Annotated in this window: 18 protein-coding genes; 5 read left to right on the top strand and 13 right to left on the bottom strand. The window is 69.1% G+C overall.

All coding sequences use genetic code 11. The annotated features are described in order from the left end of the window. Positions 1 to 7 precede the first annotated feature (7 nt). Positions 8 to 700 (bottom strand): HemK2/MTQ2 family protein methyltransferase, encoded by a 693-nt coding sequence (locus tag JOF55_RS01985; protein ID WP_374727202.1) that lies wholly within the window; start codon positions 698 to 700, stop codon positions 8 to 10. A 200-nt stretch (positions 701 to 900) separates the two neighbouring features. On the opposite strand from JOF55_RS01985, the gene JOF55_RS01990 reads away from it, so the two are divergent. Continuing rightward, on the top strand, positions 901 to 1,161 hold the full coding sequence (locus tag JOF55_RS01990; protein WP_310268645.1) for a DUF6480 family protein: 261 nt from the start codon (positions 901 to 903) through the stop codon (positions 1,159 to 1,161). 91 nt (positions 1,162 to 1,252) lie between these two features. Here the strand turns inward: JOF55_RS01990 and JOF55_RS01995 are convergent, their stop codons facing one another. From JOF55_RS01995 to JOF55_RS02050, 12 genes are all read right to left on the bottom strand, one after another. Next, on the bottom strand, positions 1,253 to 2,566 hold the full coding sequence (locus JOF55_RS01995; protein WP_374727356.1) for a UDP-glucose dehydrogenase family protein: 1,314 nt from the start codon (positions 2,564 to 2,566) through the stop codon (positions 1,253 to 1,255). A gap of 57 nt (positions 2,567 to 2,623) precedes the next feature. After that, positions 2,624 to 3,439 carry a hypothetical protein gene (locus JOF55_RS02000; RefSeq protein ID WP_310268650.1) on the bottom strand — a complete coding sequence of 272 codons (816 nt, stop codon included), beginning with the start codon at positions 3,437 to 3,439 and terminating at the stop codon, positions 2,624 to 2,626. Next, the gene (locus JOF55_RS02005) at positions 3,436 to 4,413 is read right to left on the bottom strand and encodes a glycosyltransferase family 9 protein (protein ID WP_310268653.1); all 978 of its coding nucleotides are present in this window, start codon (positions 4,411 to 4,413) and stop codon (positions 3,436 to 3,438) included. The genes JOF55_RS02000 and JOF55_RS02005 overlap by 4 nt, the downstream gene beginning before the upstream one ends. After that, complete coding sequence (locus JOF55_RS02010) at positions 4,404 to 5,093, bottom strand: SDR family oxidoreductase (RefSeq protein ID WP_310268655.1); 690 nt, start codon at positions 5,091 to 5,093, stop codon at positions 4,404 to 4,406. The genes JOF55_RS02005 and JOF55_RS02010 overlap by 10 nt, the downstream gene beginning before the upstream one ends. A gap of 27 nt (positions 5,094 to 5,120) precedes the next feature. Next, positions 5,121 to 6,536 carry a PfkB family carbohydrate kinase gene (locus tag JOF55_RS02015; RefSeq protein ID WP_310268658.1) on the bottom strand — a complete coding sequence of 472 codons (1,416 nt, stop codon included), beginning with the start codon at positions 6,534 to 6,536 and terminating at the stop codon, positions 5,121 to 5,123. Then, positions 6,533 to 7,138 (bottom strand): D-sedoheptulose-7-phosphate isomerase, encoded by a 606-nt coding sequence (locus JOF55_RS02020; protein ID WP_310268661.1) that lies wholly within the window; start codon positions 7,136 to 7,138, stop codon positions 6,533 to 6,535. The genes JOF55_RS02015 and JOF55_RS02020 overlap by 4 nt, the downstream gene beginning before the upstream one ends. Before the next feature lie 22 nt (positions 7,139 to 7,160). Continuing rightward, positions 7,161 to 8,375, bottom strand: coding sequence for a glycosyltransferase (locus JOF55_RS02025; RefSeq protein WP_310268664.1), 1,215 nt, complete (start codon positions 8,373 to 8,375; stop codon positions 7,161 to 7,163). Beyond that, complete coding sequence (locus tag JOF55_RS02030; protein WP_310268667.1) at positions 8,372 to 9,337, bottom strand: glycosyltransferase; 966 nt, start codon at positions 9,335 to 9,337, stop codon at positions 8,372 to 8,374. Before JOF55_RS02030 ends, JOF55_RS02025 begins: the two co-directional genes overlap by 4 nt. Further along, positions 9,334 to 10,350: a glycosyltransferase family 9 protein gene (locus JOF55_RS02035; protein WP_310268669.1), complete on the bottom strand. Its 1,017-nt coding sequence runs from the start codon at positions 10,348 to 10,350 to the stop codon at positions 9,334 to 9,336. Before JOF55_RS02035 ends, JOF55_RS02030 begins: the two co-directional genes overlap by 4 nt. Then, complete coding sequence (locus JOF55_RS02040; RefSeq protein ID WP_310268672.1) at positions 10,347 to 11,861, bottom strand: HAD-IIIA family hydrolase; 1,515 nt, start codon at positions 11,859 to 11,861, stop codon at positions 10,347 to 10,349. Before JOF55_RS02040 ends, JOF55_RS02035 begins: the two co-directional genes overlap by 4 nt. After that, on the bottom strand, positions 11,858 to 13,492 hold the full coding sequence (locus JOF55_RS02045) for a carbamoyltransferase family protein (RefSeq protein ID WP_310268676.1): 1,635 nt from the start codon (positions 13,490 to 13,492) through the stop codon (positions 11,858 to 11,860). The genes JOF55_RS02040 and JOF55_RS02045 overlap by 4 nt, the downstream gene beginning before the upstream one ends. 153 nt (positions 13,493 to 13,645) lie before the next feature. Further along, positions 13,646 to 14,611, bottom strand: a complete 966-nt coding sequence (locus tag JOF55_RS02050; RefSeq protein WP_310268679.1) for a UDP-glucuronic acid decarboxylase family protein — start codon at positions 14,609 to 14,611, stop codon at positions 13,646 to 13,648. Positions 14,612 to 14,765: 154 nt separating this feature from the next. On the opposite strand from JOF55_RS02050, the gene JOF55_RS02055 reads away from it, so the two are divergent. The 4 genes from JOF55_RS02055 to JOF55_RS02070 all read left to right on the top strand — a co-directional run bounded on the left by JOF55_RS02055 (position 14,766) and on the right by JOF55_RS02070 (position 17,915). After that, entirely contained in the window at positions 14,766 to 15,686 is a 921-nt protein-coding gene (locus tag JOF55_RS02055; RefSeq protein ID WP_310268682.1) for a polysaccharide pyruvyl transferase family protein, read from the top strand. Positions 15,687 to 15,751: 65 nt separating this feature from the next. Then, a complete protein-coding gene (locus JOF55_RS02060; protein ID WP_310268684.1) occupies positions 15,752 to 16,339 on the top strand; it encodes a GAF domain-containing protein in 588 nt (195 codons plus the stop codon). A gap of 47 nt (positions 16,340 to 16,386) precedes the next feature. Then, on the top strand, positions 16,387 to 17,268 hold the full coding sequence (locus JOF55_RS02065) for a glycosyltransferase family 2 protein (protein ID WP_374727357.1): 882 nt from the start codon (positions 16,387 to 16,389) through the stop codon (positions 17,266 to 17,268). A 173-nt stretch (positions 17,269 to 17,441) separates the two neighbouring features. Then, on the top strand, positions 17,442 to 17,915 hold the full coding sequence (locus JOF55_RS02070) for a hypothetical protein (RefSeq protein ID WP_310268689.1): 474 nt from the start codon (positions 17,442 to 17,444) through the stop codon (positions 17,913 to 17,915). The last annotated feature ends 10 nt before the right edge of the window (positions 17,916 to 17,925 follow it).

Raw genomic sequence — 17,925 nt, forward strand, 5'->3', positions numbered from 1 at the left:
GCGCCTGTCACGTCCCGTCGCCGCAGGCTTCGGGTCCCTCCAGTGGCTCGGGTCGGTCACCGCGGATCACCACCAACTGTTCGTGTCGCTGCCCGGGCTCGATGATGCCGCGGGCTTCCAGCAAGCCGGCCCGGGCACGCAGCACCGGCCCGAACCTTTCCGCCCGCCGAGCCACGACCGAAGCTTTCAGACCCGACCGACGCAGCCGCGTCAGAGTTCGCTCCACCCCGCACAGCGCGGAGTGCACGATCAGCAGTGTTCCCCGCGGCGCGAGCAGTCGAGCACTCCTGACGCACAGCGGATCCAGCACCGCACGGCCGTCACTGCCCGCATCCCAGGATCGAGCGCCACCGCGTTCCGGCGGACGAGGTTGCTCCGAAGGCACGTACGGCGGGTTCGACAGGATCACGTCGAATTGCCGGGTTTCCGAGGGATCCTGCACATCGCCGCGTTCGACCCGGACGGGCAGTCGACGCATCCGGGTGTTCAGGTAGGCGGTCAGCACGGCGCGTCGGGACACGTCGACGGCGGTCACTTCCGCGGCGCCCGACCGCGCCGCTGCGACCGCGAGGACGCCGGTCCCCGTCCCCACGTCGAGCACGTGTGCTCCCCTGGGCAGAGCGGCCTCCCGAATGGCCTCGACGAGAAGTCGGGTGTCCGCCCGAGGCCGGTATACCCCCGGTGCTCTGAGCAACCACACACCATGGGGATATACCTTCCCGACCAGGGGCCAAACATTCGGCTTGAGCATCGAGGCCGGACACACCGAGGGTCGGCACGGAGAACCGGCGGATCCACGGCGATTCCGATCCGGAAACCGAGCCGAGTCGGCAACCGGGCCGAACCGGCAGGCGGGTACGGCCAGGTTTCGGGGCCCGGCGAGTGGGTTAGTCCGCGAGCATGTCAGCCCGCGACCCGCACGACCCGGACAATTCGGAACCGGAAGACCCGCAGCCGGAACGCACTCCCGGCCTGGAACCCGGTGGGTCGGTGCCGCCGGGCGAGACTCCCCCGGCATCGCCCTCGGGAACCGACAGCGTCTCCCATCCGCAACGCGCCGAAGCCCGCCCGATGAAATGGCTGTGGCTGACGGGCATCGTCCTGATCACGCTGCTGGTGGCGCTCTTCTTCGTCATGCTGGCGATCGGCATCATCGCCTGACTCGTTATTGCCCACCCCATCGGCTGAGCAGCCGTCCATCCCCTCGCTCGGCCGAAAGGACGGAAACACCGACCCGAACGACCGCACGCGCTCAGGCCCGGATCGGCGGGTGGCCCACGCCGTGCCAGGAGACTCCGGCCCGGCGCACTACCTCGGGATCGAGCTGGTTGCGCGTGTCGACGACCACCGGCCCGTCCAGGACGGCCGCCAGCCTCGGCCAGTCGAGCGTGCGAAATTCCTGCCAGTCGGTCAGCAGCACCAACCCGGCCGCGCTCTTCGCCGCCTGGTACGCATCGTCCACCAGCGTCACGATCCCCTCCAAGTGGGGATCATCGGCCCGCAGTCCGGGGTCGTAGGCGACCAGTTCCGCGCCGCGCTCGACGAGCAGGCGCGCCACCGCCAGAGCCGGCGAGTCGCGCAGGTCATCGGTCCCCGCCTTGAACGTCAGGCCGAGCACGCCGATCCGGACCCCCGCCAGCGAGTTCGCCCGGCCGTTTCCGCACGCCTCGGCGATCTTGTCCACCATCCGCTCACGTTGGCGGACATTCGACGAGATCGCGGCTCGCAACAGCGCGAAGTCGAACCCGACCGCCTCCGAGATCCGCATCAGTGCGTGGGTGTCCTTCGGCAGACACGAGCCGCCCCACCCCGGGCCGGGCCGCAGGAACGACCGCCCGACCCGCCGGTCATGGCCCATACCCGCGGTGACGTCGGCGATGTTCGCACCCGAGCGCTCGCACAGTTCCGCCAGTGCGTTGACATACGACAACTTCGTCGCCAGGAAACAGTTCGCCGCATACTTGACCATCTCCGCGCTCGCGGCATCGACGAGCACCGTCGGCGCACCCAGCCGCGCGTACAGCGCCGCGACCCGCTCCGCCGCGTCCTGGCCGGCGGAGCCGACCACGATGCGGTCCGGCCGCAGAAAGTCCCGCACCGCCGAGCCCTCGCGCAGGAACTCCGGATTGCTGACCACCGCCACATCCGAGCGCCGTACCAGCTCCGCGATTCGTGCCGACGTACCGACCGGCACCGTCGACTTCATCACCAGCACGCACCCGTGCGGCAGCTGATCGCGGATCTCGCGGGTCACCGACTCCACGGCGGCCAGGTCGGCACCTCCGTCCGCACCCATCGGCGTGGGTACGCACAAAAACACCATCTCCGCCTCGGCGACCACGCTTGCCGAGGCGACCACGAACGTCAGACGCCCGGAATCCAACCCGTCCCGGACCAGCTCCTCCAAACCGGGTTCGAGGATGTCCACGCTCGCCCGGGACAGACGCCGTATCTTTGCGGCATCGACATCGCTGCACACCACGCGATGTCCCAGGGATGCCAGACATGCCCCCGTGGTCAGTCCCACGTATCCGGTCCCCACGACCACGATCCGCCGGGTGAACACGCGCATCACCCCTCTCCTCGGGTCAGCCGCCCTGTCCGGTCGAGCGCGCTGCTGTCCTCACCCGTGCGTGGCCGGACCGCCCGGGTAGCGGCCGAGAGCAGCCGCACTGTGCAGCAACTCCTGTTCCGGTCCGGTCCCTTGCGACAGCAGCTCCAAGCTGTGCCGGAGTTCCGCCGACAACGGCGCGGGCGTCAGGGCGTAACCACCGATGCGAGCGTCATAGGCCAGTGCTTCGGCCACGCTGGCGATGTCGGCCCCGACTGCCGTGCAGAGCTCCGCGAGTGCATTGATGTAGCACTGTTTGACGGCGAAGTAGCCGTTGACCGCGTGTCGGACGAGATCGGCGCTGTGCACGTCGGTACGCACGATCTCGGCTCGGAGCGACCGGTACAGCGAGGCCACGTGCTCGGTCGCCGCGCAGGCATCGGCGCCGATGACGATGCGGTCGGGTTCGAGGAAGTCCTGCACCATGCTGCCCGCACGCAGAAACAGGGGGTTGCTGACCAGGGACACATCGGGCCGTGTCCACCTGCGGAGACCCTCGGTGGAGTCCCCCGACGAGACCGAGGCGTTGATGAGGACACCGCCCTGCGGCATCGCACGAGCCGGCTGCTCGGATGCCCGGCAGACGGAGCACACGACCATCGTGCCCGATTCCGCCACCGCATCGGTGACCTCACGGACGAAGCGGAGTCTGCCGGTCGACACGCTGTGCCGCACCAGCTCGGACAGCCGGGGTTCTTGCGCGTGCCGATCGGACATCGCCGCCGAGCACAGCACGACCCGGTGTCCGAGCGAGGCAAGCCCTGCTCCCACGGTCAGAGCGGTCGGCCCGTTCCCCACGACGGTGATGGTGCGCTCATGCGTTGTCATCGAGCGCCTCCACTGCCCAAAGTGTCCGGTTCCCCCGCATGTGCGAGTACTCGCTCCGCCGCCTCGAGCACGTCCTCGGCCGAGATCCGGAGCAAGCCCGGATCCGGCCGGTCGGCGAACGTGTCCCCCACCGTGCCCGCCCACAGCGCGGCATGGTGCGGATCCTCGGGAGGACCCCAGTGCCGGGGCGAGACCGGTCCGAACAGGACCACGGAAGGCGTGGTGAGGGCGGTGGCCAGATGGGCGAGTCCGGTATCGGCACAAACCGCCAGGCTCGCTTCCGCAACCAGCGCGGCGAGTCGGCACAAGTCGGTGTGCCCCGCCAGCACCGCCGCTGGGGGCAGTTGCGCGCGGGCGGCGATGCGCTCGGCGAGTGGCCGCTCCTGCCCGGTACCCGTGATCACCACGTCGTGTCCGCGGTCGGCGAGCCCGCGTGCGACGCGGGCGAAACGTTCCTCCGGCCACTGCCGGGCGCGGTGGCTCGCGCCCGGGTGCACGATGGCCGCGCCGGGTCGGTCACTCGCCTGCTCCGGGCGATCCAGCTCCAGGTGACGCCTGTCGGCCTCGATACCGAAGTGATCCAGCAGGCGGCACCACCGCTGCACCTCGTGCTGGTCCTGAATCCACTGCGGACCATCGAGGTCCGGAAATGCCGGATGTGCATGCGTCATGATGCGCCGCGCACCGCAGGATCGCAGGTCCTCGATGCTCTCCGGCCCGCTGCCATGCAGGTTCACCGCGACTTCCGGAACGGGGTCCGGCAGGCGAACTCCCCCCAGCCCCGCCGTCGGCCACAGCGAGTCCACGGCTCGTGTCAACGGCACCAGATCGGCGAGCGGGCCGGGTGCGGCGAGCACGATCCGGCTGTCCGGAAAGGCACGTCGCAGGCCCCGCAAAGCCGGCACGGCGGTCAGCAGGTCACCGAGGCCCAGTGCTCGCAGGACCAGTACGGTGTGCCGCTTCGTCACGGCCACGATGACTCCTCGGAGGAGCACACGACCATCTCGCGCACCTCACAGCCCGGTGGTTGCCGCAGGGCGAACAGGACGGTTTCGGCGACATCCTCCGGGCGGTTGAGTTTCGCATCAGCCGGTGGCTTGTACTGCTCGTCGCGCCCGTCGAAAAACGCCGTGTGCATCCCGCCGGGCACGAGAGTGCTCACCCCGATGCGTCCGGCGGTTTCGGCCGCGAGGGAACGGGAGAATCCCAGCACGCCCGCTTTCGATGCGCAGTAGGCCGTGGCATCCGGGACCGCCTTGAGGCCCAGGGTCGACGAGCACGTGACCACGGTGCCCTCGCTGCTGGTGAGATACGGCAGCGCGGCACGGACCACCGCCACGGTGCCCAGCAGATTCACCTGGATCACGCGTTCCCACTCCTGCGCGGCGACCGTCTCCAGGGCGCCGCAGGAGTCGATTCCCGCGGCGGTGAACACCCCGTCGATGCGGTCCCCGGCCGAGCGGGCCAGTTCCTGCACCGCACTCTCGGTCGCCGCACGATCGGCAAGGTCTGCTTCGACGTGCTCGACCTTGGCCGTGGGCGGGTTGCGATCGATCACCAAGGGGGTACCCCCCTGGTCCAGGACGGCCTGCACGGTCGCGGCTCCGAGCCCCGAGGCGCCACCGGTGATGAGAATGTTTCCCAGGGATTTCATCTGCCTCCTTCCAGAGGTCGTATCGCTTCAGCCCACCGCTCGCAGCGAGGTGAGCAATCTGCTCGTCGAGTACCCGTCTTCGAGCGGGACGATCTCCGTGCACCCGCCGTAGCGGCGGACGACGTCGCTTTCCGGCAAAGCCACGCCGCCGTAGTCACCGCCCTTGACCCACACGTCGGGGCGCAGCTCGTCGAGCAGTGCCGTCGGCGAGCTCTCGTCGAACACGGCCACGGCATCGACCGGTTCGAGAGCCAGCAGCAGGCGCATCCGGTCCTGCTCACACACCACCGGACGCCCCGAGCCCTTGAGGCGCCGTACGGAGTCATCGGAGTTCAGACAGACGACGAGAGCATCTCCCAGGGCGCGAGCACGTTCGAGCAGACGGATGTGCCCGGGATGCAACAGGTCGAAACATCCGCCCGTGGCCACCAGCCTCCCCCGTTCGTGCCGGACGCGTGCGGTGACGTCGAAAGCGGTGGCCCGCCCGAAGCGCGACACGGGCTGTTCCCGTTCCGAGTCCGCCGTCGAAAGCCGGACCGAGAGCTGGTTCGCCCCTCCCCGCGAGACGAACCGGCCTGCCGCCTCCACCGCTGCGGTCACCGCTTCCGCACAACTCGCTCCGCGTGACATCGCCAGTACCGCGGTGGTGGCGAAACTGTCGCCCGCTCCGCAGGTATCCACCTCCACCGACTCCGGACTCACCGGTGGTGCGGTGATGTCCTCCGTTCCGTCGCCGGAGACCAGGACAGCACCGTCGGCGCCCAGTGTCACCGCGACCGCCCCGCACTCCCAGTGCTTCAGCAGCGCCCTCGCCGCGACCGACGGCGTGCCCGATTGCGCCGAGCACACATCGAATCCGGCCGCTTCCGACCTGTTCGGCACCACCAGGTCCGTACGGGACACCGGCTCGGCGCCCTTGGGGTGTGGATCCCACACCAGCGGAGTTCCCCGAGGGAGCTCACCGAGAGCGCGCCGCAGCGAGGCATTGTGCGTGGTCCCCCGGCCATAGTCGGCCACCAGCACGGCACCGGCGTTTCTCAGGGCGGCGAGAGCGTCTTCGTCGAGCGGCTCATCGGGCACGGCTCCCGCACCGGAGTCCAGACGCACCAGGGATTGGCCCGCCGCACGCACCCGCGTCTTGCACACCGTCGTTCCCCGGAAGGGAAGGGGCACCAGGTCCATCCGGTCCTCGATCATTCCGATCAGTGACCGGCCCTGCTCGTCGGTGCCGATCCCGGCAAGCAGGGTGACCTGCGCTCCCTCCTGCGCGGCCAGCAACGCCGCCAACCCCGCACCGCCCGGTCGGCTCCTGCGCCCGAGTACGTCGACCACCGGAACCGGAGCGTCCGGGCACAGCCGTTCGGCCCGGCCATCGACATCGACGTCGAGTAACACGTCCCCGACGACCACCAGTGGCCCGTGCCGACTCGCCGTGCTCCTCACCGAACAGCCTCCTCCTGTGCGGTCCTGTCCGCTGCGGATATTCCGGTGGCTCCGGTCACATCGTCGAATGCGGCGCACAGGGCATGGATCAGTGCCAAGTGGACTTCCTGGACCGTCGCGGTGTTGGGGGCGTCCACGGCGACGGCGTCGACGCACACCGCGGCCAGGGTGTTCGGCGCCGGACCGGTGAAAGCCCACGTCGTCATTCCGATCTCGTGGGCGGTCTTGGCCGCGGCGATGACGTTCTGACTCCGCCCGCTGGTCGACAAGGCGACGAGCACGTCACCCGCACGACCGTGCGCGCGCACACCGCGCGCGAAGACGTCCTGTTCGCCGTAGTCGTTGAGGATCGCGGTGAACGCGGAGGTGTCGGCGTGCAGCGGGATCGCCGCATAGGGTTTGCGGTCCTGCAGGAAGCGGCCGGTGAACTCACCGGTGAGGTGCTGTGCCTCGGCGGCGCTGCCACCATTGCCGCACACGAGCAACCGGCCACCGTTCTCCAGCACCGCAGCCAGGTGCACAGCCCACGCATGCAGTACCGGCGCCGCCATCCGGGCTCTGCCTGCTGCCCGTTCCAACGCTGTGAAGTGTTCTTCGATCACGGCCTGCCTCCCGTCGATGCGGTCACCGGCTGCCTGCCACCGGCAAGGGCTCACTGTGGTCGAGGGCTCGCCGGTAGACCGATTCCGTCTCGCGGACGAGTCGATCCCACCCGTATCGCGCCCGGACGTGCTCGGCTCCGGTACTGCCCAGTTCACAGCGCCAGCGGGGCCGGGCCAGCAGCGCCCGGAGCCTGCTTGCGAGAGCGTGGCTGTCCCGGGGCGGGACCAACAGCCCCGTCTCACCGTCGATCACGGTGTCGAGGTGACCACCCACAGCGGTCACCACCGGGACCACTCCGCATGCCATGGCTTCCAACGGAACCGTGCCGAACGGCTCATACCAGGGAGCGCTAACCACCACGTCGGCCGATCGATACAGCGCAGGCGCATCGGCATGGGTGACCTGGCCGCGGAAATCGACCCGGTCCGCCACCCCGGCACGCTCGGCAACGGAGCGCAGCCGGGCGATCTCCGGGTCGGAGTCCCAGGTCGACCGTTCGGGGCCGCCCGCGATGACCAGTTCCGCGTCGGGCACGCCCGCGAGCGCGGTGATGACGGTATCGACACCCTTGCGCTCGACGAGACGTCCGATGCTGAGAATGCGGGGTCGATCGGTCCGGGCAGTGCTGGGACCTGCGGGAACGAACTTGGTGAGGTCGATTCCACACGGCACCACGGCGGTGCGTTCTTCCGGCACTCCCAGTTCGGTGAGCTCGGAGACCTCGTCCGAGCACGTGGCCACGACGAGGTCGGCGGTGCGGGCCAATTCGGCCTCGATACGTTCGCGCTGAGGCGGGCTCGGGTCCTTGGCCCCCTGGTGTCTGCGTTTGACCCGGCCCAGCGCGTGGAAGGTCTGCAGCACCGGCACGTCGATCCCGGTGAGACCGCGCCGTGCGGCCACACCACTCATCCAGAAGTGTGCGTGCACCACATCCGGCTGCTGCAGTCCCCATCGCACGGACAGGTGATCGCCGAACTCCGCCATGTACGGCAGGAGCTCGTCTTTGGGGATCGGGCGCGGTGGCCCCGCGGGCACGTGCTCGACCGTGACCCCCGGCGCGGCCTGCACGGTAGCCGGGAGCTCCGTGGAGTCCCGCCGGGTATGCACGACCACCTGGTGGCCTCTGCGAGCGAGCCCGTTGGCCAGTTCGGCGACGTGGACGTTCTGCCCACCCGCGTCAACTCCCCCGAGCGCCGCGAGCGGACTCGCGTGTTCGGAGACCATGTCGATTCTCATCGGGACACCTCCTGCAACAGTCCGTCCCACGCGGCGAGGAATCGCTCCAGCGAGTACTTCCTGCGTGCCGCAGCACGAGCGGCCCGTCCCGCCTGCTCGGCACGTTCGGCATCACCCAGGAACTCCCGGATGGCCCGGGTCAGCACATCCAGCCGGGTGGAGACGACGCCTGCCTCGGACGGCACCGCCTCGACCGCTTCGGTCGCGGCGAGGGCGACCACCGGCATGCCGAGATGCATCGCCTCCACCAGGGACAGGCCCAATGACGTCCACCGGAACGGGTGCAGGTAGACCCGCCGGGCGGCCAGTGCGGCATGCATCCGTGGCTGTGGCAGGTCCTCGTGAACCGCGATCCGGTCCCGGCCGATGCCGAACCGTGCGGGCACGCCCTCCACGCGCATTCCGTAGAGGTCCATCGGGGCGGTCGATGCGAATGAGGGCAGCAGGTCGGCGCCCGTGATACGGGCACGGCGCACCGGCTCGTTGATCACCACGCCGACGCGCTCGAGTTCTCCGGTGTAGCGATGCCCCGGATCGACGATGCCGTGCTCGATCACCGTGGTCGGTGCCCGCCCGCAGTCCCAGAACATCTCGTTGAAGTGCGTGACGTGGACGAGGGGGATGTCGCTGCGCTCGGCCAGCGGATGTCGCGTACCCGCCACCTCACCGCGCGGGGTGTCGTGTTCGACGAACACCGCGGGCACGTCGATGCCGGGACGGCGACCGAGCCACTTCTCGGTCAGTTCCACTTCGTGCGGCCGTTGCAGCACGACGACGTCGACGTCCTCGTCGCGCAGCTGATCCGGGGTGACCTCGACGGCATTGCTCGGCCAGGTATACGTCAACGCGCGACCGCGCCCGTCGGCGTCCCGATTCGGTGTCACCGGCACCAGGTACGTGTGGTCACCTCGCACGAAGGCGGTACTCCACGCACCGTGCACGTGCCAGGCCAGAATCCTCATGCCACCGCCTCCATCATCGCCTCGACCGCCTCGACGACGTCGCAGGCACCGACCTCGGACAGGCAGGGATGGCCGGGTACGGGACACACCCTGGCCCGGGTGTCGCGGCACGGCGCGTCCTGATCACCGAGCAGCGTCGTCGCCACGCCGTAGGGCGCCCAGCGCGCAGCCCGCACCACGGGAGCGAACAGCGACACGACCGGGGTCCCCACCGCCGCGGCGAGATGGGCCGGGCCCGTATTCGGTGCCACGACCACACGGGCCCGGTCGAGCACCGCCGCCAGCTCGGCCATTCCGGTACGCCCTCCGAGATCGGTCGCCACGTCACCGGCCACCCGCGCCGTCAGTGCACACTCGCCCGGAGTTCCGGTGACCACGACGCGGTGCCCCTGCGACACCAGCGAGCGCACCGCGGTGGCACACCGATCGGGTGGCCACTCCCGAGCGGGCACGGAAGCGCCGGGGTGCACCACGACATAACCGGGACCCCCGACCTTGTCCGTGACGTCCGGCAGGGGGCGACGGATCGCCAGCCGCCCCGAATCTCCGGGCGGAAGCGCGAAACCCGCCGCCCGAGCCAGTGACAGCGCGCGTTCGGGCTCCGGCGGGTCACCGTCGACCCTGTGTCGCAGATCCAGCAGCGATCCCGGATAGTCCTCGCTGATCGCCCCGATCCAGTCGATGCCTGCCATGCGCAGTAGCAACGCCAGCGGCAACGCGGACTGGTGAAACGACGTGAGCACCAGGGCACGGCTCGGACCCACCGCGCGGATGCGGTCGACGAACTCGAGCATCTCGGCCCGCTCCACGGGAGCGGGTTCCGGATCGATCCACGGCGCGGACCACTCGATGACACTGTCCACACCGGGCAGCAGCTCGGCCGCCGCACGTCCACGGGGGCCTGCCAGCATCACCACCGAATCGGCCTCGGCAGCCACCGCACGCACCGCCGGACCCGCCAGCAACACGTCGCCGACATTGTCCAGTCGGGCCACCAGAACCGTGTCGTTCATCGCGCACCCCCCTCCAGGAGCCGCCCGACCGCGTGCGCGACCGTCCGTGCGACCTCGGCCACCTGCCACGCATCGCGGACCTCCTCGGCCAACGTGCGTGCGGTCGGTACGAGAATCGCTCGAGCGCCCGCCGCGGCAGCGGCCTGCACATCCGCTCCGGTGTCGCCGATGACCGCACAGGAAGCGACGGGCACACCGAGAGCACGGGCAGCCCGCTCGATCAGGTCGGGAGCGGGTTTGCGGCAGGCGCACCCGTCGTCCTCACCGTGCACGCACACCTGCCAGGTGCCGAACGGCCCCAGGTGACGCTCGACCTCGTCGTTGACGGTGCGTACCTGGTCCTCGTCGAGCAGCCCACGGGCCACTCCGGACTGATTGCTGACCACACCGACCGCGATCCCACGCCTGCGCAGGTTGTCCAGTGCTTCGCGCACTCCCGCGATGGGGTGGACACGCTGCGGATCACCGTTGTAGGGCACGTCGTGGATCAGGGTGTCGTCCCGATCGAACAGCACCGCTGCCGGAATCTCGCGCCGTGCACGCCTTCTCCCCAGGCGACTGCGCAGCTCACCACGGGTCCGGTGCCAACACGCCACAGGTGGAATGAGGACACTGGTGACGAGCATCCTGGCGACCTCCGCCGGTGTACGCGGGCCCGGTGCGATACGCCGCCACGCGAATTCGGCGGTCAACGCGCACCACACTGCCGCACCCGCCATCGCCACCGGTCGCCTTGTTGCTCGCCCCGCGCCGAGCGCGGTCACGAGCGCAGCGGTCGTCGCGGCCAGGTGCCTGCCGATTCGACCGGGTCCCTCCCCCACGCGTCGGCGCCAGTTCCTGCCGTACTTGCGCCGCAGCACGGCGTTGTCGGCGTTGCCCGCCTGTGCACGCACGCTGGCAAAGAACCCGTCTGCCCGTACCGGGTGGGCGGTTCGCCGCGACCCGGCCACCAACCGGTAGCCCATCAGGCACACGCGGAGCGCGAGATCGGCATCCTCCCGGTAGGCACGGGGGAATTCCTCGTCGAAGCCGCCCACTCGGGCCAGAACTTCCCGCCGGTAGGCCATGTCCGCGGTGATCCACCAGGCACCGGCCAGTCCCGCGGTGCCGCGTTCGAGATCGGTCGGCGCGCGATCCCGGGGAAGGGGAACGACGATCCTTCCCTGGCATCCGGCGACGTCTTCATCGGCCGTCCCGAGGTCATGCTGCAATGCCCGGGCCCATCCCGGTTCGGGGACGACATCGTCATCGAGAAAGACCACCCACGGCGTCTCGGCCGACTGCCTGCCGACATTGCGTGCACCCGCCGGTCCCCGCCCCCCGGAACGCACGACTCGGGTCGCGACCGTGCCGGTCGGCAGCAGCAAGGCACCGTCCGCCTCGGGGCGATCGTCGACCACGATGATCTCCTCCGGTGCCGGTGCTGCCTCCAGCGCCGCCAGGAGTGCACCGAGACTGGCGCGGCCCGTGGTGGGCACCACGACCGTGTACTGCACCGCGTCCGCGCTCATGCCGTACTCCTCGGCCTGCGAACGACGAAGGGCCCGAGCACGAGAACGTCGATGGGAGAGGCCCCGAAGCATTCGAGCGCATCGACCGGATCGTCGACCATGGGTCTGCCCGCGGTGTTGAAGCTCGTGTTGATCACGGCCGGGATTCCCGTTCTGGCGGCGAATGCGTCGAGCAACCGTGCCGTCAGGGGTTCCTCCGCCCGCTCCACGGTCTGGATCCGAGCGGTGCCGTCCACATGCACGACCGCGGGGATGCGCTCCTGCCACTGCGGGTCCACATCGTGCACGAACAGCATGTACGGGCTGGGCAGTGGTCCTCGGCTGAAGATCTCCGAAGCCCGTTCGGACAACACCATCGGAGCCACGGGCCGAAACTGTTCGCGCCCCTTGACGTCATTGAGGCGTTCGACATTGTCGGCATGTCCGGGATGCGCCAGCAGCGAACGGTGTCCGAGGGCGCGGGGGCCGAACTCGCTGCGTCCCTGAAACCAGCCCACCGTCTCATTGCGCGCGACCGCTTCCGCGGCCTCCTGCGCCACGTCAGCCGGTCTCTCGTAGGGGATGCGCGCGGCGTCGAGCCGCGCGGCGATCTCGGCGTCGTCGAAACCACGTCCGAGATCCGCCCCCGGCATGGGCCGAACCCTCTCCCCGGATTCGGCGGCCAGATGCAGTGCACCGCCCAGGGCCGTGCCCGCATCGCCTGCCGCGGGCTGGACCCATACCTCGTCGAACGGTCCCTCCTCGGCAAGGCGGGTGTTGGCCACGCAGTTCAACGCGATTCCCCCCGCCAGCGTCAGCCGCCGGCGACCGGTCTGGCGATGCAACCATCCCGCCAGTTCGAGCAGCACTTCCTCCAGTCTTGCCTGGACACTGGAGGCCAGTTCGGCGTGCTCGTCGCCGAGCTCCTCTCCGGGAGCTCGGCGCGGCGCCCATCGGGACCAGTCGATCGGCGCGATGTCGAAACCACCCACGTCACTGCGCACCAGCTCGGCGAAATCCGGCAGGAAACGCGGCTTCGCGTAGGAGGCCAGCGCCATCACCTTGTACTCGTCGCTGGAGCGGCGGAAACCGAGATGCTCGGTCAGCTCCTCGTACATCAGTCCGAGGGAGTGCGGCAGCCGCTGGCTTGCCAGCACGTGCAGGCGGCCGTCGCGGTACTCCCCCGCCAGCGCCGACGTGCACTCGCCGCGCCCGTCCGCGGTGAGCACGGCCGAATCGCCGAACGGAGCGGCGAGGCCCGCCGAAGCGGCATGGGCGACGTGATGCGGGACGAACCGCACGTTGTCCGTGGCCAGCCCCGGCAGTGCGGTCGCCAGGAATTGCGGGGCTCGGGTGGCGTATGTGGTGCGCAGTTCCTCCCACCCGGGGTCGAGTCCCGCCAGCTCGTGCTCGACGAGCTGCGGATCGTAGGAGTAGGCGACCGCGTCCAGGTCCGCAGGTCGTATCCCGGCCCGACGCAGACACCAGTGGGCGGCTTGCTCGGGCAGTTCCCATGCCGAGAAGGGCACCGGGCTCTTGCCGTGCTTGCGCCGGGTGAACCGTTCCTCTTCGGCCGCGGCGACCACCTCGCCGTCGACGACGAGAGCGGCGGCCGGATCGTGGAAGATCGCGTTGATACCGAGGATATGCACGAGACGCCTCCCGAGTGGGGCCGATGCTGCCCTTCGACGAAGCAATGGCAGATCACGGGCCGCTCACTTCGTCACGGAACTGCTTCCATACCGCTACCCTGCGAAGCGACTCTCTCAAACACACGGGCCGAACGTGGGTGGAAACCGGGGTTTTCAGGACCCGGCCGTGGGCAGTCGAACACGGTCCGAAGCGGTGTCGGCACCCAGCTGCCCGGCGAACCAGTGGATGGTGCGCAGCAGGCCCTCGCGCAGCCCGATCTCCGGTTGCCAGCCGAGCTGTTCGCCGGCCACGGTGATGTCCGGGCAGCGCCGCTGGGGATCGTCGACGGCTCCGACCGTGGAGTCGATCGGAGAGTCACTGCCCACCAGCTCCCGGATCATCTCCGCGAGTTGCCGTACCGAATGCTCGTGCGGGTTGCCGATGTTGACCGGTCCCTCGGACTCGGAATCGGCGAGTGCCAGCAGTCCGCGCACCGTGTCGGAGACGTAGCACACCGACCGGGTCTGCTCGCCCGAACCGGCCACCGTCAGCGGCTCCGCGCGGAGAGCTTCGCAGACGAACGTGGGCACCATACGGCCGTCATCCGGATGCATCCGGGGGCCGTAGGAGTTGAAGATGCGGGCGATGCCGGTGCGCGTTCCCCGTTCGCGGCGATAGGCGCAGGTCAGCGCTTCGGCATAGCGTTTCGCCTCGTCGTAGACCGCGCGGGGACCGACCGGATTGACATTGCCCCAGTAGCTCTCCCGCTGCGGATGTTCCAGCGGGTCACCGTAGACCTCACTGGTGGAGGCGAGGACGAAGCGGGCGCCCTTGTCGGCGGCCAGCTCCAGCGCATGCAGGCACCCCTGGCCGCCGACCAGCATCGTCTCGATCGGGAGTCGCTGGTAGTCCTTCGGGGAGGCCGGTGAAGCCAGATGCAGCACGAGATCCACCTCGCCCGCTACCGACAACGGTCGAGTGACATCGCATTCCACCAGCCGAAACAGGGGATTCCTGGCACACTCTTCGACATTGCGGCGGCTGCCGGTGATGAGGTTGTCCAAGCAGACGACCTCGGTTCCCCGGGACAGGAGCTGCTCGCAGAGATGCGAACCCAGAAAGCCGGCCCCTCCTGTCACGACGGCACGCTGAAAACCGGTGTGCACTCTCGGATTCCTCTCGCCGATGAGAATTACCGCGCCCGGTTACCCATGCGGGTCGAACGCCAACCACAGGCGTCGAAGAATCAGGAACCGGGTACCCCGAAACGGACCCCAGGACAGGAGGTGAGCGGTGCGGGTGCTGATCACCGGCTGGCCGAGTTTCCTCCACGGCGAGGCGACGGCGGGCGATGTCGCTGCGATGGAACGGGTCACCGCCGAGGTGGCCGCAGCGGGCATACCGTGCGAGAGCGCATGGAGTCCGGGTTTCGCGCCGGACGCGCTGAGTCTGGACGAGGCGTCCTGTACGGACTACACCGATGTGGTCTTCGTCTGCGGTCCCGCGCACGGTCGGCAAGTACGAGAACTCCATCGGTGCTACGCACGGTGTCGGCGCCTGGCGATCGGTGTTTCGATCGTGGATCACCACGATCCCGCCGTCACCGGCTTTCACGCCGTGCTCGCACGGGACGGCCCGGGCACGGAACCCACTCGGGATATCGCCCTCGGCAGGGGAGCACCCCGTGCGCCGGTGGCCGGGGTGGTGCTGGCTCCCGGACAGCCGGAGTATTCGGGGAGACGCCTGCACGACAGCGTGCACGAGTGCCTCGGTAGCTGGCTCGCACGGCTGGACTGCGCCCCACTTCCGCTGGATACCCGGCTGGACAGCCGGGACTGGCGGCTGTGCTCCACTCCCGAGCAGTTCACCTCCCTGATCGCACGGGCCGATGTGGTGGTGACCTCCCGGCTGCACGGGCTGGTTTTCGCTCTGCAGCAGGGGGTTCCCGCCCTCGCGGTCGACCCGGTCTCCGAAGGGGGCAAGGTCACCGCTCAGGCGGCGGCATGGGACTGGCCCGCAGTCGTTTCGGCCGAGAACCTGGTCAACGGCGAGGAAAGCACCTCGGCCCTGCTGGATCGATGGTGGTCCTGGTGTCTTTCCCCCGAAGCCCGTGCCCTCGCAGGCAGGAGAGCCGAAACCGGGGCGGATCCCAGTGCGACCTCGTTGTCGAAACTGGTGGAGCTACTGCGTCGCGCGCCGATTACCTCCCCCTGAAGCGGGTATCTCCGAAGAGAGCCGAGGCTGTGGGCAGACACGAGCGAACCATGCCGAGGAGCAGGATGCGGAAGCCATGCCCGGAACGAAAAACGCGATTCCGGAGACGGAACGCACCGGCCGACGACGACATCGCGAGCCTGCTGCACACCCTGGCGGACGCCCTGCTCACCGACGACGGATCCGAAAGGACCGTGCACGAGGCGCTCGTGTTCCTCGTCTCCTCCTTGGCGGACGCCGACATGGCCAGTGTGACCACGGTGGAGACCGATGGGCGTGCGGAACCGACCGCCTACACCGACGAACGAGCGCACGCGATCGACCTCGCGCAATACCGGACCCAGGGCGGCCCCTGGGTGGAGGTGCTCCGCGCGGGCACCGTGGCGCAGGCCGTGCTCACCGAAGTACGCACCCACTGGCCGGAGTTCGTCCGCTGTGCCCGCGAAGCGCAGGTTCGCAGTTTCCTCTCGGCACCGCTGGTCCACCGAGAACGTGTTCGGGCAACGCTCAACCTGTACTCGTACTCGCGGATGCTGGGGGATTTCGACGCCGAGCGTATCCGGCCGTTCATCGCGGTACCGCGGGCTCGGGGACACCCCTGTGGAGGAGCACCGCGCGGCCAACGCCGAAGAACCGATCAGGAGGAACGATGAGCCACGGGGCGCAGCAGCAACAGCAGCACGCCCCCGCCCAATCCGCGATGCGGGAATCGGCGGCACGCACCACCGTCGTGATCGCCACCCGCAACCGGGTGGCGCAGCTGGTGACCACACTGCGACAGCACCGGAAGTGCACGCCGGATTCGCCGATCATCGTGGTGGACAATGCCTCCACCGACGGCACCGCCCACACCGTCCGGCACGAGTTTCCCCACGTGCGGCTGCTTCGTACGCCACGCAACATGGGCGCTGCGGCGAGAAACCTCGGCGTGTTGTGCGCACGGACTCCGTATATCGCGTTCAGCGACGACGATTCATGGTGGGAAGCGGACTCACTGCAGCGCACCGAGCAAGCACTGGATGCCCACCCCCGACTCGGTTTGATCGCCGCGCGCACCCTGGTCGGTCCCGACAACAGGCCGGACCCGATCACGGAGGCAATGGCCCACAGTCCGTTGCACAGTGACCGTGCCCTCCCCGGGCCACCGATATTGGGTTTTCTGGCGTGTGCGGCCGCCGTCAGACGTGCTGCGTTCCTCGAGGTCGGCGGCTTCAGCTCGCTGCTGTTTTTCGTCGCGGAGGAAAGACTGCTGTCCTATGACCTGGCTGCCGCCGGCTGGTCCCTGGCCTATCTGGACACCGTGGTCACCCACCATCACCCCGCCGCGGATCGCCCCGACAACCAACAACGCCACAGCACCGAACGGCGCAACCGCGCCCTGATCGCTTGGATGCGGCGACCGCGGCGCGAGGCCATCGCCGCGACGCGAGCACTGCTTCGCGAATCCCCGAACAGCACCACGGCACTCACGGCACTCGGGGGACTCCTGCGGCGCCTGCCCCGAGCGCTCGCACAGCGCCACACATTGCCTGCCGAGGTCGAGCAGCAGATCGCTGCACTGCGCACAGCTCGCCCGGAGTGATCCACGAACGAATCCGGCCCCACCACCCACTGTGTACATTCGAGCTCCGCGAGTTTGGCCGGAGCATCGCGGGGGAAGGCAGGAATCAGGAACATCCTGGCACGACCCCGTACACGTCACTGTCACCGGTGCTCGGGCAGCACTTCCCGAGCTTTCAAAGGGGATGACCACAGATGAGACATCCTTTGCTGCACGGCATGGCAGCCGGAGCCGCCGGAACGACCGCGCTCAACACCGCGACCTACCTCGACATGGCGCTGCGTGGCCGTCCGGCAAGCACAACACCGGAACAGACGGTCCGGCGAGTGGAGGATCTCGTCGGCGCATCCCTGGCCGCTTCCGGAGCGGACACGGAACCAGCGGGCAATCGGCGGTCCGGGCTGGGAGCACTCCTCGGCGTCACCACCGGTATCGGGGCGGGCATGTTCTACGGGTCCGTGCGTGCGCGGTGCCCGAAAGCACCGCTGACACTGATGTCCTTGCTGGCCGGTGCCGCCGCGAACGTCGGCAGCGTCGCCCCGATGAGCGCACTCGGGGTGAGCGATCCTCGGCAATGGCCGGCGAGTTCCTGGGTGATGGATCTTCTGCCGCACCTCGCCTACGGATTGGCCACGGCTGCCGTCTACGACCGACTCGCCCCTCGATAACAAGGGAGTA

The sequence above is a fragment of the Haloactinomyces albus genome, assembly GCF_031458135.1.
Lineage (GTDB): Bacteria > Actinomycetota > Actinomycetes > Mycobacteriales > Pseudonocardiaceae > Haloactinomyces > Haloactinomyces albus.

Bases quoted from the DNA above. Each gene is read 5' to 3' on its own strand.
- JOF55_RS01990 (WP_310268645.1), top strand. From the start codon at position 901: ATGTCAGCCCGCGACCCGCACGACCCGGACAATTCGGAACCGGAAGAC.
- JOF55_RS02000 (WP_310268650.1), bottom strand. From the start codon at position 3,439: ATGACAACGCATGAGCGCACCATCACCGTCGTGGGGAACGGGCCGACC.
- JOF55_RS02010 (WP_310268655.1), bottom strand. From the start codon at position 5,093: ATGAAATCCCTGGGAAACATTCTCATCACCGGTGGCGCCTCGGGGCTC.
- JOF55_RS02025 (WP_310268664.1), bottom strand. From the start codon at position 8,375: ATGAGAATCGACATGGTCTCCGAACACGCGAGTCCGCTCGCGGCGCTC.
- JOF55_RS02030 (WP_310268667.1), bottom strand. From the start codon at position 9,337: ATGAGGATTCTGGCCTGGCACGTGCACGGTGCGTGGAGTACCGCCTTC.
- JOF55_RS02035 (WP_310268669.1), bottom strand. From the start codon at position 10,350: ATGAACGACACGGTTCTGGTGGCCCGACTGGACAATGTCGGCGACGTG.
- JOF55_RS02040 (WP_310268672.1), bottom strand. From the start codon at position 11,861: ATGAGCGCGGACGCGGTGCAGTACACGGTCGTGGTGCCCACCACGGGC.
- JOF55_RS02060 (WP_310268684.1), top strand. From the start codon at position 15,752: ATGCGGAAGCCATGCCCGGAACGAAAAACGCGATTCCGGAGACGGAAC.
- JOF55_RS02065 (WP_374727357.1), top strand. From the start codon at position 16,387: ATGCGGGAATCGGCGGCACGCACCACCGTCGTGATCGCCACCCGCAAC.
- JOF55_RS02070 (WP_310268689.1), top strand. From the start codon at position 17,442: ATGAGACATCCTTTGCTGCACGGCATGGCAGCCGGAGCCGCCGGAACG.